Origin of the sequence: Lactonifactor sp. BIOML-A5 (assembly GCF_009677585.1) — a bacterium.
Taxonomy (GTDB): Bacteria; Bacillota; Clostridia; order Lachnospirales; family Lachnospiraceae; genus Lactonifactor.
In genome coordinates this window covers 1-14,711 of the sequence record NZ_WKYV01000052.1, presented here as the reverse complement: position 1 = coordinate 14,711, position 14,711 = coordinate 1, and the positions used below count along the sequence as shown (strand labels likewise).

The window sequence follows — 14,711 nt, the reverse complement described above, 5'->3', positions numbered from 1 at the left end:
CCCGTTTTCCGTGAATGTGAAGTGAGTCTCTGCCAGGTCAAGGGAGGAGGTCTTGGGGCCGGGGGTACTGTGTGGAGCTGCGCAGACTACGGAGTGCGTCCGAAGATCCACTGCCGGCGGTCACTTAGGAGCGAAGGCTTTCCTGAGCTTCTTAGTGAACGGCCAGGCAGTTAGCAGAGGAGAAACGCAGCAGCAAGCAGATCCACACAGTACCCCTGGCCCCAAGACCTCCTCCCTTGACCGTCCGTCTGCGACACTCCGCTCGCCGACTATTTTATCTCGAACTTTACATACACAAAACTATAATTTCCATATTTATCCAGATGACACTCCCTCCCCTCAATGCTATACTGGAAAAAACATACAAATGATAGACTGGCCTGAAATTGCGGCAGATGGGAGAGTAAGATGAGGGATAGAGATAAAATGGAACTCTATATTCAGAAAGAGGATATACAGGACTTCTAGGAGTTTCTCTATGAAAGAGAATATTCTACAGCAACGATCAGTAAATACCTTACGGATGTACACACGTTTCTGAAGTTTGCAAAAGGAAAGGATGTGATTGAAAAGTCACTTTTACTGAGATATAAAGAGTGGCTGATGCAAAATTATGCAGTTTCCAGTGTGAATTCTATGCTCGTTTCTCTGAATCAGCTTCTGGAATATCTGGGCGGAGGTTTTTTGAAACTAAAAAGGGTGAAGGTACAAAAACAGAACTTTGCAGATGAAGATAAAGAAATGTCAAAGGAAGAATACATAAGACTGAAAAGGGCAGCAGCCGAGAATGGTAAGGCTCAGCTGGCACTTATTATAGAAACGATATGTTCCACTGGAATACGAATCAGTGAATTATCTTATTTTACAGTAGAAAGAGTCAGGAAGGGATATGTTGAGGTTCATAATAAAGGAAAGTCAAGAACCATCCTGCTGCCTGAGAAATTAAGGAGAAAGCTAATTTATTACGTGAAAAAACATAACATCCTGTCAGGGTGTATTTTTGTGACAAGAAATGGAAAGCCCAAAGACAGAAGTAATCTGTGGGCAGAAATGAAAGCCCTTTATAAAGAGGCAGAGGTATCTCCAGAGAAAATTTTTCCTCATAATCTGCGTCATTTGTTTGCCAGGGTATATTATAGTTTGACTAAAGATCTTGCGGGACTTGCAGACATTCTGGGGCACAGCAGTATGGAGGTGACCCGGATTTATACGGCGCATTCAGGAAATGTTTATCAGAAAAGAATTGACAGTTTAGGTCTGGTCAATTAAAACATATAAATACCACATAATAATAGTTATGTGGTATTTTAATAATGAGATTTGTAAATATTACATAGATTTATCTTATAATAATTGGAATAAATTGTCAATGCGCTTGGGAAAATCTACGTAACAATATATTTTGTTTCAAATATAAATATTTTTCAGTATTATTATGGTAAAGAGGTAACCTAAAATTAATAATTTCTTTGTGTATGTTTTTATTTTACCACATAACTATTATTAGGTTGTAATATAGCATCACTACATAATCTACGGCTGACTGCAGTACGTGCCGGATAAGAGAAGGAAAAAGCATGAATAGGGAAGAACTTTTAGAGCGCTTGGCGGAGAAACTGGGATACGATTATATATCGGATCTCCATATAATGAATAATTATGATGACATGCTGAAGATCCTGGAGGATATCTCTCCAGATGAGTATAGCCTGGGGGAATGGAACTCGGCTGTACAGTATTTGCTGCGGGAAGAGATTGTGCTGGGATCACCCCGGAAAGCAAGAGAATATCTGATGGAAATCTTAAGAAATAGGGGTTGATTTATATTTGACAAATAGGAAACAGAGTGATATCGTGCTGTTAGATGGAAAGTTTAGAGGAGTACGATATGAAGAAAATAGTTGCAATAGTAATCGCAGTTGTCACTTTGCTGACTATGGCAGGATGTGAGAAAAAACTGGAAGCGGATGGAACGCCGGTAAATGATTTACTTTTAGAGTCCGGTATACTGAAGGTAGGGATGGAGTTAAAGGTGCCGCCTATGGAAGCTCTGGACGAAGAAATGAAGCCGGTGGGGTTTGATGTAGATTTGATCTATGCAGTTGCAGAGAAGCTGGGGGTAAAAGTAGAGATTGTGGATACCACTGAAAAGAATCTTCTGCCGTCTCTGGGAGCAAAGGTCTATGATTGCGCCATATCAACCATTCCGATCACGGAGGACAATCAAAAAGAATATTATGTGACCAGGCCGTATGCTGATATTACTTTGATCAAAGATCAGATTAGTAATAAAGAGGCAGAGGGACAGTTAGGGATTTTTGTAAGCAGGAAAAATGGACAGCTGATGCTGAGAATAGATAAAGCCCTGGAAGAATTGCGCAGCGAAGGCAAAGTGTCAGAACTGTCTCAGCAGTATTTTGGAACAGATATCACAGAAGGGCTTTAGACAATTGACAAAGCAGGAGATACTGCCGGGATTAACTGGAGCAGCATACAAGCAAAGGAAAGGAAATACAAGAATGTAGACTTTCCTATTGCTTGTTTTTTTATGCTCACGCCCCATAGTCAGGGGTTATTTTCATTTCGTAATAAAATTTTTGTATACTTTTGCAAGAAGGGATTGATTTTTTTGGTTGAAAATGGTACTATGTGCATATAGTTCAACGGGTAAACAAAGTGCTAAGGGAGGTTATTTTGATGGACATATTAAAGGTATCAGATCCGGAGTTCTGCAGGTATGGAAAGGTAATTACTGGGATTGACTGCAGTGACATGGCAGAGGCGATGGAAGCTACACCTCTTCCCGAAGATGTGGTTTATGTAGCTTCAGAGGCTTCATTGGAGTCATGCTCCAGTGCGGAGAAGATTGCATACAGCCTTTACGGGGGAATGCCCATTCAAGTGGGATACTGCAATGGCAGTAATTATCTGCTGAATGCTGCGGAATATCACAGAGACTCAGAAATTAACATCGCAGTTACGGATATGATTCTGATTCTGGGATGTGAACAGGATATTGAAAAAGACGGTACATATGACACGTCCCGGATGGAAGCGTTTATGGTTCCTCAGGGAACGGTAATTGAAGTCTACGGGACAACACTTCACTATGCCCCCTGCAATGTGGCGGAAAGCGGGTTTAAATGTGTAGTGGTACTCCCCAGAGGGACGAACACAGAGATTGAAAAAGAAGGTCCCTATACAGAGGAAGATAAAATGCTCTTTGCCAGAAATAAATGGCTGATTGCCCATCCGGATGCCAGGATTGAGGGAGCATTCAATGGTCTGAAGGGAGAGAACCTCTCAGTAAAGTAGGTTTTTATAAAAAGAAATATATCATTTATGGAGGAAGAACAATGAACAATATGCCAAAAGTAAAGTTAGGAATTGTAGCTGTCAGCAGAGACTGTTTTCCGGAACCCCTGTCTGTAAACAGAAGAAAGGCGCTGGCAGAGGCTTACGCTAAAAAGTATGATGCAGAGGATATCTATGAATGTCCAATCTGTATTGTGGAAAGCGAAATACATATGGTACAGGCACTGGAGGATATCAAGAAGGCAGGATGTAATGCACTGGCGGTATATTTGGGGAACTTCGGACCTGAAATTGCCGAGACACTCCTTGCAAAACATTTTGACGGCCCGAAGATGTTTGTAGCAGCTGCGGAGGAATCCGGAGATAATCTGATCCAAGGCAGAGGGGATGCATACTGTGGTATGCTCAATGCCAGCTATAATCTGAAACTCCGCAATATAAGGGCCTATATTCCGGAATACCCTGTGGGAACAGCAGAAGAATGTGCGGATATGATTCATGAGTTCCTGCCGGTTGCAAGAGCCATTATCGGGCTATCAGAGCTTAAAATTATTAGCTTCGGACCCCGTCCGCTGAACTTTCTGGCATGCAATGCGCCAATCAAGCAGCTCTACAATCTGGGAGTAGAGATTGAAGAAAATTCAGAGTTAGACTTATTTGAAGCATTCAATAAGCATGCAGGGGATCCCAGAATCGAAGATGTGGTGAAAGATATGGAAGCGGAGCTTGGAGAAGGAAATATGAAGCCAGAGATTCTGCCAAAGCTTGCGCAGTATGAGCTGACCCTTCTGGACTGGGTTGAAGAGCACAGAGGCTACAGAAAATATGTAGCAATTGCAGGAAAATGCTGGCCGGCTTTCCAGACACAGTTTGGTTTTGTACCTTGTTATGTAAATAGTCGACTTACAGGGATGGGGATTCCCGTTTCCTGCGAAGTTGATATCTACGGAGCGCTGAGTGAATTTATCGGAACTTGTGTAAGCGAGGATGCAGTCACCCTTTTGGACATCAACAACACAGTTCCTGCTGATATGTATGAAACGGATATCAAAGGAAAGTTTGATTATACACACAAAGATACCTTTATGGGCTTCCACTGCGGCAATACCAGTACCAAAAAGCTTTCCTTCTGCGCTATGAAATACCAAATGATTATGGCCAGAAGCCTGCCGGAGGAGGTTACACAGGGAACTTTGGAAGGTGATATTGTGCCGGGCAGCATTACATTCTACCGCCTGCAGAGCACTGCGGATAATACACTTCGTGCTTATATTGCCCAGGGAGAAGTGCTTCCGGTTGCAACCAGATCCTTTGGATCCATAGGTGTATTTGCAATCCCGGAGATGGGAAGATTCTATCGCCATGTATTGATTGAGGGGAATTACCCGCATCACGGAGCAGTAGCATTTGGCAGCTATGGAAAAGCATTGTTTGAGGTATTTAAATATATTGGCGTGGATGTGGACGAGATAGGATATAATCAGCCCAAAGGTGTCCGTTACCCGACCGAAAATCCATTTGCATAAGAGTTAGATTGTAAAAAGGGACAGGGCAGGGGCAATCGGGGACGTGTTCCTTTTAAAAAGAACACGTCCCCGATTCCGATTCAGATAAAGGAGAAAATGATATGTTATATATTGGTGTTGATTTAGGAACTTCAGCGGTCAAGCTGCTTTTGATGAGCAAAGACGGCAAGATTCAGAAGATTGTATCAAAGGAATATCCCATTTCTTTTCCAAACCCGGGCTGGTCAGAACAGAAGCCGGAGGACTGGTGGGAGAAGACGGTAGAAGGAATTAAGGAGCTTACAGCAGAATGCGACAAATCCCAGGTAGCAGGCATCAGCTTTGGGGGACAGATGCACGGGCTGGTGATTCTGGACAGCCAAGATCAGGTGATACGCCCGGCGATTCTGTGGAACGACGGAAGAACCGGCAAAGAGACCAACTATCTTAATGAAGTAATTGGAAAGGAAAAGCTGTCGGAATATACCGCCAACATTGCCTTTGCAGGATTTACAGCTCCAAAGATCCTGTGGGTGAAGGAAAATGAACCGGAGAATTTTGCCAGAATCAGCAAGATTATGCTTCCCAAGGATTATCTTGCCTATAAACTGAGCGGTGTGCACTGCTCTGACTACTCGGATGCCTCGGGTATGCTTCTGATGGACGTAAAAAATAAATGCTGGTCCGGCGAGATGCTGAATATCTGCGGTATCCGGGAGGAGCAGATGCCCAGGCTGTATGAGAGCTATGAGACTGTAGGGACCCTTAAGAGGGAAGTGGCAGAGGAACTGGGCCTGCCGGAGAATTGCAAAATAGCAGCCGGCGCCGGGGATAATGCAGCAGCAGCAGTGGGAACGGGAACCGTGGGTGACGGAATGTGCAATATTTCCCTGGGCACCAGCGGTACTATCTTTATCTCCAGCAAAGAATTCGGCGTAGATAAATACAATGCACTTCATGCCTTTGCCCATGCAGACGGCCATTACCATCTCATGGGGTGCATGCTGAGCGCTGCCTCCTGCAACAAGTGGTGGATGGATGAGATTATCGGAACAGCAGATTACGCCGGAGAGCAGGGAAAGATTGGGAACCTGGGGGAGAATCACGTGTATTTCCTTCCCTACCTTATGGGGGAACGTTCCCCGCACAACAACCCCGATGCAAGAGGTACGTTTATCGGCCTGACCATGGACAGCACCAGGGAGGATATGACCCAGGCAGTTCTTGAGGGGGTTGCTTTTGCCATCAGAGATTCCTTTGAGGTCGCCAAGTCTCTGGGAATAAAGATTGAACGGACTAAAATCTGCGGCGGAGGCGCCAAAAGCCCACTGTGGAAGAAAATGATAGCCAACATTTTGAATATTAAGGTGGATGTTATCGCATCCGAAGAAGGACCTGCAATGGGAGGAGCTATGCTGGCGGCAGTGGCAAATGGAGAATACGCTTCCGTGGAGGAGGCTGCAGAGGCTATTGTCAAAGTGGTTGACACCGTGGAGCCGGAACCTGCGCTTGCTGTAAAGTATGACGAACGGTACAAAAAGTTTGCCAAAATCTATCCTGCAGTGAAAAACCTGTTCAGCGAAATACTGTAACCAAACAGGAACATGGCGTGTATTCCCATGAAAATGCCTCCAGGTCCCCTTACCCTTGCTGTTTTGCAAAGATTTTGCTTGATTTTAAAAATCAGGGTTCGTATAATGCAAGGTAGGTCCACACTGACCTGAGGAGGCGAAAGTATGAAATATGTTTTAGACGTGCATACCCACACGCTGGCCAGCGGGCATGCCTACAATACAATGGCAGAGATGGCCTGTGCGGCAGGCAGGAAAGGGCTTCAGATGCTGGGAATCACAGAACACGCAGTTGAAATGCCGGGAACCTGCTGTACATTTTATTTTGAAAATCTGAAAATGGTTGACCGGGACAAATATAAGGACTGCTATGGGGTAGAGCTGCTTTTGGGTACAGAGTTGAATATCCTGGATTACCAGGGAACCATTGACATGGAAGAGAGAACCTTAAAAAAGATGGATGTAACCATTGCAAGCATTCATCCTCCGTGCTACAAGAGCGGTACAAAAGAGGAGAACACCAATGCTTATCTGTGTGCCATAAAGAACCCTTATGTTAATATCATCGGTCATCCCGATGACGGAAGGTTTAAGCCAGATTACCGTGCCGTTGTACAGGCTGCAAAAGAGTACAAAGTGCTGCTGGAGCTGAACAATAATTCCCTGGATCCCAGATGTTTCCGGCAAAATGGCAGAGAGAATATGCTGGAATTGCTAAAATACTGTAAAGAATACCAGGCACCTGTAATCATTGGCAGCGATGCACATGTGGATGATTTGGTTGGGGCTCACGAGTTTGTGGAAGCACTATTAAAAGAAACGGAATTTCCTGAGGAATTGGTAGTGAACCGTTCTGTGGAAGAACTGAAAAAGTATGTAAACAGATACAGATAACAAAGAGAGAAACACGCGGTTGCCAGGCCGGGAATCTTAAAGACAGATTCCCGGCCTTTCCCTGTGTCTGGAAATACAAAAGAATATCTTGAGGTTAAGACACTCTGCAGGGAGGAAATTGCCGTTTGGTATAATTGATAAAAGCAGTAGAGTCGCTGTAGAGGGGACGTTCCTTGTTCCACAGGATCCCGATAAATACCGGGTCTAACTGCGGTTCAATGGGAATTCCAACAATATCCTCGTTGTGCAGAATGGTCTCCTCAAAAAGCAGTCCCCCTACCGAGTAATCTGACCGGAGAAGCTGCTTGATGGTATCCAGCTGATTAGAACGGAATATAATGTTAGGCTTAAGGGAAGCCTTTTCAAAAGCAGTGCTGATGATTTTATTGCTAAAGGAACCGATTCGGTTGACCACAAGGGGGATCTGAGCCACCTCCCGGAGGGTAATGTTTTTGAGACTGGCCATGGGACTTTCCCTGTGAACCGCCAGACTCAGCCTTGTGGTTAGCAGAGTGATAATACGCACTGCATTCAGGTTGGCATAATTGGTTATGGTGATTGCAAAATCAACCTGTCCCTTTTCCACCACTTCATAACACTCCAGCGCCCCCAACTCCAGGACATCAATGGTAACATGAGGATGTAGTTTTTTAAATCCAATAACCACTTCAGAGAACAGAAAGGTTTCCACTGTGGGTGAGATAGCAAGCTTAATCTGGTTTCTGGAACGACTCAAATCTTTCATTTTCTGCGTCAGGTCATTCACATCCTGAAGAACATGGGTTGCCTCTACATAGAACAGTTCCCCCTCAAAGGTGAGTGTAAGTTTCTTTTTTTCACGCTTAAACAGCAGAAGGTTAAACTCCTCTTCCAAAGCCTTGATGGAATTGGTGATGGAAGGCTGGGAAACGTGAAGTTTTTTTGCTGCAGCAGTGATTCCTCCCCACTGGCATACCTGCTGAAAATACTGTAATTGCCGAAGTGTCATATTATCACCTCCTGTATTTTTTTATCTTATTCTTTTTTAACACGTTGGTCAAGAAATTCTGCTTTATCGATAGTTTAAAACTATATATTCAAAAGAAAGATGTAATTTACACTTCGGGTAAACAGATATACAATAAAGAAAACGCTGGGATATTAGTAAAAAAGTAGAAAAATTTAAAAGATACAATTCAATTATCTGATATAACTGCGTGAACCCGGGTATCAATTTAGGTTACTATTCATAGTTCTGCTTTCAGGCAGTTCTGAGAATAGCAGCATGCTTCGCGGCGCACAGATAAAGTGCGTCCTGCGCCATATGGCAGTTTACAGCAGCTATCAACTGAGCGCCCGGGAAGCTAAGGGGCCTTTCTATAGATTCCGTCCCCTGTGCCGGCCGGGAGAAAGGAAAGAGTATGTTATCAGACAGAGAAAAAGAGAGGCTGCGGTCTTTGGGAAAGCAGATACGGGAAATTGCTGAGCTGGATATTCAGAAAGAAAATAAAAAATTATGGACAGCAGTGAATGACGGACAGATGATACGTCCGGTGGTGATTGCCAGAGATTATCCGGTTTTGCTTCTCATGGAAGGACCAGATGCCATCCGGCCGACAATCGAAGATCCTTATTTCAGACAAAGGGAGATGGAAATGCTTTTAACCATCTACGAATGGAACCACCTGCGGGGGGACCGGGTGGTGGAACCGTACCTCAATGTTCCGATCATTGCTGAAGATTCCAACGTGGGACTGCGGATGTCCAGCTATCCGGCTCAGTGGACCATGGATCCGGAAGAGCTTCACCGGGCATATGCCTTTGAGAGAGTACTCTGGAATGAGGAGGATGTCTCCGCAAAAATCAAATGGCCCAAAGTTGTCTACCGCAGAGAAGAAACCATGGAACGGTATGAACAGATGTGCGAGATTATGGAAGGGATTATCGAGGTTAAATTATTCGGAATTCAGAATTTCCGGTTTGCCATGTTTGACGATATTTTTGCATGGACAACGATTGATCAGGGTATGACAGATTTGGTCATGAACCCGGAATATCTTCATCTGGCGGCTGAGAGATATGCAGAATGCTTTATACACAGAGCCAGGCAGTATGAAGCACTTGGCCTTATCTCTTCAAATAATTCCAACACATATATCGGAAACGGAGGCTATGGATACTGTTCAGATCTTCCAAGTCCCACACAGAGCGGGATTGGGGGAAAGCTGGAGGATAACTGGGGGGTGGCACAGGATCAGATTTTTACATCCGTATCCCCTGAGATGACCAAAGAATTTGCATTTGAGCATGAAAGGGCCTGGACCGATTTGTATCCCCGTATCTATTATGGATGCTGTGAACGCCTGGATCACAAAATCGCGGAACTAGGAACCTTCCCCAATCTAAAAAAAATCTCCGTATCTCCGTTCAGCAATTGTGAGGCTGCGATGGAGAAGATGGGAAAACGTTATATTGTATCATTTAAAGCACATAATACATTTATCAATCTGAATCCCTGCGGCTACGAGCTTCTCACGGAAGAGCTGAAAAAGGTCTGCCGTCTGGCAAAAAAGTATGGGAGCAGTGTTGAAATTATTATGAAATCGATTATTGATCTGAATCATGAACCACAGAGGCTCTGGGAGTGGTGCAGGCTGGCGAGTGAGATCGTTAAAAGTTATTGACAAGTTAGGGAAATGATTAAAGGAAGGAGAGATTACATTGATGAAAAAGATAATGGCCTTGGTACTTGCAGGAATTATGGTTTTGGGAGGATGCACCGGCAGCACGGATTCTGCTTCTGAGGACACGGAGAAAGACAGCGCCCAAAATAGCAGCCAGGAGGTAAAGGAAGTAACGATTCTTACCGGTCCCTCAGGGGGAACGATGGAAATTGTGGGAGCGGCTACCATAGAGCTTTTTAAGGCTGCTATGCCGGGAACAGAGTTTTCTTCCGTTCCCAGTACCGGAAGCGCGGTAAATGTAAAGCTTATGGACAACGGGGAAGCGGATATGGCAATTATCACAGCAGATACGCTGGCAGCAGCCATCAACGGAGAGGAACCTTTTGAGGAAGAATATCCAGATCTTATGTCCATGTGCGCCCTGTATCCCAACACCATGCAGCTGTGGGCACTGCCATCCTCCGGAATCCAGGATTTTGCGGATCTGAAAAGCAAAAAATTCACCTGCGGACAGTTCGGAGGAGGCCCCTACCAGCCCTGTATGAATATGATGAAGACCTATGGCTTTACACTGGATGACATAGAAGCAAGCGGGGGAGAGATGACACCTCTTGCATGGGGGGAGGCTACCAATTCCCTTCAGGATGGAAATATTGACGCTGTTTTCTGGACAACCTCGTTCCCGGCAGCCGGAATTGTGAATGCGGCCGTGGGAAAAGAGTTCAGCCTGGTGCAGATCAATGAGGAGAAATTGAAAGAATATACGGAAACGTATGAGGGGTGGGTAGATATTACCATTCCCGCAGGAACCTATGAATTCCAAAAAGAAGATGTAAAAACAATAGGGACACCCAATCTATACGTAGTCTCCAGGGATATGCCCGAGGATGTGGTGTATGAGATGACAAAGGCAATCTGTGAAAACTATGATGTACTGGGAACTTCACACGCTCTCCTGAAATCCTTATCGGATGAAACCATTACCCAGGGGGTGGTAGGGGAGATCCATCCGGGAGCGCTTCGATACTATAAAGAAAAAGGAATTAATGTCTCATAAGGGAGAGGATTTCAATGGAAAAAACAAAAGGCGGGGACCGATACGACAGGATATGCGGAGTCAGCATTCAGATATTGGGTGCGGCAATGGCATTTTTCCACTTATACACAGCTCTTATGGGTACGCTGACAGGTACCTGCCAGACGGCACTGCACCTGCTGTTTATCGGTCTCATTTATTATTTGGGGTATCAGTCTAAAAATGAGAGATGGAAAACAGTAACCAGAATTTTCAACCTTGTATTTGCGGCGGGAATGGCAGTAAGCCTTGGATACAACATTATTGCCAATAAAAAGCTGATGATGCGCATGATGCAGGTCGATAAGGTGACCACCCTGCAGGTTATCCTGGGGATTTTGTTAATTGTATCTGTGCTGGAACTGACACGCCGGTGTCTCGGAATGGCAATGCCCATCATAGCCATTATTTTTATCCTGTATGCATTCACTGCAAAATATATGTCCGGAGTATTGTATTTTAAAGGGATTGGGCTGGACCGTTTTGTGGAGCAGATGTATCTGACCTTCCAGGGGGTATTCGGAGAAGCGCTGAACTCTTCTGCCACCTTTGTGGTTATGTTCTGCCTTTTCGGCAGTTTTCTGCAGGTTTCCGGGGGCGGTCAGTTCTTCCTTGATATTTCAAAGAGCGCGGTGGGACGTTTCCGGGGAGGTCCCGGTATGATGACCGTAATCTCCTGCGCACTCATGGGGACGATCTCCGGGAGTGCCATTGCTAATGTAGCTGCAACCGGTGTGTTTACTATTCCTTTCATGAAAAAGGGAGGATATGAAAAGAACTTTGCGGGCGCTGTAGCATCTGTGGCCTCTACAGGAGGGATGATTCTTCCTCCGGTTATGGGGGCCGGTGCGTTTATTATGTCAGAATACCTGGGGATCTCCTATGCCAGGATATGCCTTTACGCTTTGGTTCCCGCACTTTTGTATTTTTTCGCAGTGTTTCTACAGGTATATCTGGAAGCGCGGCGTCTGAATCTTTCGGGAGTTCCCAGGGAAGAGATTGAACCGGCTCTTTCTGTTATGAAGCGGGCAGGATACTTATTGATACCGCTCCTTGTGATTATTTATTTTCTCTGCGCAGGATATTCTGCCATGAGGGCAGCCTTTTACGGGATTATTTCCATTATTGTGGTAAGCTTTTTCCGCAAGGAAACCCGGATGACACCTAAAAAATGCCTGGAGGCAATGGTACTAGGCTCAAAATCCTGTATCTCTGTGGCAACAGCCTGTGCAAGCGCCGGGATTATTATTGGCGTGCTCAGATTTACGGGACTTGGCTTAAAATTCACAAGTGCAGTTGTCAGTATCTCCGGCGGAAACCTTATGGCAGCCCTGATACTGACCATGATAGCATCCATCATATTAGGAATGGGGATTCCCCCTACGGCTGCCTATGTCATGCAGGCTGCCCTCACGGCTCCGGCACTGGTGCAGATGGGACTGGAACCCATTCAGGCACATTTGTTTATCTTTTATTTCTCCTGTATGGCGGGAATTACGCCTCCTGTAGCCATCTGTGCATATACAGCGGCCCCCATAGCAGAAGGAAATCCCGGGAAGGTGGGATTTCAGGCGTTTCGGCTGGCCCTGTCTTCCTTCATCGTTCCTTATGTATTTGCCTACGGCACAGGAATACTTCTGGTAGGAAATATCATTGACATAGTTCTGGCTGTCTGTACGACACTCATCGGGATTGCTATATTGTCTGTGGCAGTTTCCGGCTGGCTGAAGTATCCTATAAAAGTTTATCTGCGGATTCCTCTGTTTGGTGCCGCCGTACTGATGATGGTGCAGGGGGTAACAACGGACCTTGTGGGGATCCTCATAGCCAGTGTGATCTGTGCGGTTCATCTGCGAAGGCCGGCAGTATCACCGGTTAAATAGAGAAGAAAGGAGAATTGGCATGAAGATATCTCTGGGCTATGGAACCGGGCAGCAGGAGGTAAGTATACCGGACAGGAATCTTCAGGCTGTTTTAATGCCCCGAGGGACAGAGAAACAGGAGGATGAAGATATCCTTCTTCGAAAAGCACTGCGTCATCCTATCGGAACACCCAAACTGAGAACGCTTTTCAGATCCGGTGAAAAAATCGCGGTAGTTGCCAGTGATATGACAAGGCCTCTGCCCACCAGCCGGATTATGCCGGTGCTGTTGGAGGAGTTGACTGCCGGGGGAGCACGTCTGGAGGATATCACACTGATCTTTGGATTGGGGATTCACAGGTACCATACAGAGGCAGAAAAAAGGAAGCTGGCAGGAGAGGCAGTGTATGAGAGGATTCGCTGTGTGGATTCAGATCCGGAGGATTGTATTCTCCTGGGATATACTTCTAGAGGAACCCCGGTGGAGATAACCAGGGAGGTCGCCTCTGCGGATCGGATTGTCTGTCTGGGAAACATTGAGTATCACTATTTTGCCGGGTTCAGCGGGGGCGCCAAGGCTATTCTTCCGGGAACTGCTTCCAGGAATGCCATACAAAAGAACCACAGCCATATGATGGAGCCTGGGGCGGCGAGCGGTTGTCTGGAGGGAAATCCTGTGCGGGAAGATATAGAGGAAGCAGCAGCAATGTGCAAAATAGCTTTTATTCTAAACGTGGTACTGGACGCTGATAAAAGAATCCTCTGGGCCGCTGCAGGGGATACTGTGCAGGCCCACCGGGCAGGATGCCGGTATGTGGACAGCTGCTGCAGAAGAAAGCTGCAGAGTGCCGCAGATATTGTAATTGTGTCTCAGGGAGGAGCGCCCAAGGATCTCAACCTGTACCAGATGCAGAAGGCATTGAACCACGCTGCTTATGCTGTAAGAGAGGGAGGCATTATCATTATGGCCGGATATCTGGGAGAGGGGTTGGGAGAGCCTGTTTTTGAACAGTGGATGCGGGAGGCAGAGGAGCCGAAAGAACTGGTGAGAAAGATAACTAAGAACTTTTGTCTCGGAGGCCATAAGGCGGCCGCCATAGGTTCTGTTCTGGAAAAAGCCAGTATTTTTCTGGTTTCCAGTCTGCAGGAATCCCTGGTGAGGGAAATATTTATGCATCCTTTCGGCAGTGTTCAGGAAGCTCTGCAGGCAGCATTTCAGATCATGGGAGAGGAGGCGTCTGTAGTGGTTATGCCTGCTGGAGGCAGCATACTTCCGGACTTAAAATAAAAGTTACTGTTCACTCCATTCTCAGTAACAAATAAAACATTCGAACTCATTGACTTCACAATTTTAACGTGATAAAATGAAGAAAAGTTGACGTATGATTTCGTTGATGCTTAAAAATATGTGTTGAGGAGAATGACAATGAGTAAGAAGATTCACACAGAGGCAGTAGACTATCTGTTTGAGGCCATTTTAAGTCTGAAGAATAAAGAAGAATGCTATACATTTTTTGAGGATGTGTGTACAGTGAATGAGATTCTTTCTCTGTCCCAGCGCTTTGAAGTTGCCAAGATGCTAAGAGAAAAGAAGACATATCTGGAGATCTCAGAAAAGACGGGAGCTTCCACTGCTACTATCAGCCGTGTAAACCGTTCCCTGAACTATGGAAATGATGGATATGAGATGGTGTTTGAGAGGATTAATAAAAAGGAGCCTGAAGAAGTATAACATATAAGAACAGTCAAGGGGCTGTCGGGAAATAGATAGCCCTACACAGGGGCAGGCGTGATTCATACGAATCACGCCTGCCCCTGAAAATTAT

At 45.5% G+C, this 14,711-nt stretch carries 13 protein-coding genes; 12 read left to right on the top strand and 1 reads right to left on the bottom strand.

The features are described 5' to 3' along the window. Positions 1-561 precede the first annotated feature (561 nt). From GKG41_RS22740 to GKG41_RS22710, 7 genes are all read left to right on the top strand, one after another. Positions 562-1,269, top strand: a complete 708-nt coding sequence (locus tag GKG41_RS22740) for a tyrosine-type recombinase/integrase (protein ID WP_347563357.1) — start codon at positions 562-564, stop codon at positions 1,267-1,269. A gap of 308 nt (positions 1,270-1,577) precedes the next feature. Continuing rightward, a complete protein-coding gene (locus GKG41_RS22735) occupies positions 1,578-1,820 on the top strand; it encodes a hypothetical protein (protein WP_154263071.1) in 243 nt (80 codons plus the stop codon). A 68-nt stretch (positions 1,821-1,888) separates the two neighbouring features. Continuing rightward, complete coding sequence (locus GKG41_RS22730) at positions 1,889-2,446, top strand: transporter substrate-binding domain-containing protein (RefSeq protein WP_173015696.1); 558 nt, start codon at positions 1,889-1,891, stop codon at positions 2,444-2,446. A gap of 251 nt (positions 2,447-2,697) precedes the next feature. Continuing rightward, positions 2,698-3,315 (top strand): DUF4867 family protein, encoded by a 618-nt coding sequence (locus GKG41_RS22725; protein WP_154263064.1) that lies wholly within the window; start codon positions 2,698-2,700, stop codon positions 3,313-3,315. 41 nt (positions 3,316-3,356) lie between these two features. Next, positions 3,357-4,841 carry an L-fucose/L-arabinose isomerase family protein gene (locus tag GKG41_RS22720; protein WP_154263061.1) on the top strand — a complete coding sequence of 495 codons (1,485 nt, stop codon included), beginning with the start codon at positions 3,357-3,359 and terminating at the stop codon, positions 4,839-4,841. Between the two features lie 101 nt (positions 4,842-4,942). After that, a complete protein-coding gene (xylB, locus tag GKG41_RS22715; RefSeq protein WP_154263058.1) occupies positions 4,943-6,412 on the top strand; it encodes a xylulokinase in 1,470 nt (489 codons plus the stop codon). A gap of 144 nt (positions 6,413-6,556) precedes the next feature. Further along, positions 6,557-7,285 carry a phosphatase gene (locus GKG41_RS22710; protein WP_154263047.1) on the top strand — a complete coding sequence of 243 codons (729 nt, stop codon included), beginning with the start codon at positions 6,557-6,559 and terminating at the stop codon, positions 7,283-7,285. 94 nt (positions 7,286-7,379) lie between these two features. Here GKG41_RS22710 and GKG41_RS22705 read toward each other — a convergent pair whose 3' ends face one another. Continuing rightward, positions 7,380-8,273 (bottom strand): LysR family transcriptional regulator, encoded by an 894-nt coding sequence (locus GKG41_RS22705; RefSeq protein WP_154263044.1) that lies wholly within the window; start codon positions 8,271-8,273, stop codon positions 7,380-7,382. Between the two features lie 412 nt (positions 8,274-8,685). Here GKG41_RS22705 and GKG41_RS22700 point away from each other — a divergent pair, with 412 nt between their 5' ends. From GKG41_RS22700 to GKG41_RS22680, 5 genes are all read left to right on the top strand, one after another. Beyond that, complete coding sequence (locus tag GKG41_RS22700) at positions 8,686-9,948, top strand: hypothetical protein (protein ID WP_154263042.1); 1,263 nt, start codon at positions 8,686-8,688, stop codon at positions 9,946-9,948. A gap of 40 nt (positions 9,949-9,988) precedes the next feature. Continuing rightward, entirely contained in the window at positions 9,989-11,005 is a 1,017-nt protein-coding gene (locus GKG41_RS22695) for a TAXI family TRAP transporter solute-binding subunit (protein WP_154263039.1), read from the top strand. A gap of 14 nt (positions 11,006-11,019) precedes the next feature. Further along, the gene (locus GKG41_RS22690; RefSeq protein ID WP_154263030.1) at positions 11,020-12,906 is read left to right on the top strand and encodes a TRAP transporter permease; all 1,887 of its coding nucleotides are present in this window, start codon (positions 11,020-11,022) and stop codon (positions 12,904-12,906) included. Between the two features lie 19 nt (positions 12,907-12,925). After that, positions 12,926-14,173, top strand: a complete 1,248-nt coding sequence (larA, locus tag GKG41_RS22685) for a nickel-dependent lactate racemase (RefSeq protein ID WP_154263019.1) — start codon at positions 12,926-12,928, stop codon at positions 14,171-14,173. A 138-nt stretch (positions 14,174-14,311) separates the two neighbouring features. Continuing rightward, positions 14,312-14,617, top strand: a complete 306-nt coding sequence (locus tag GKG41_RS22680) for a YerC/YecD family TrpR-related protein (protein WP_072848930.1) — start codon at positions 14,312-14,314, stop codon at positions 14,615-14,617. Positions 14,618-14,711: the final 94 nt, after the last annotated feature.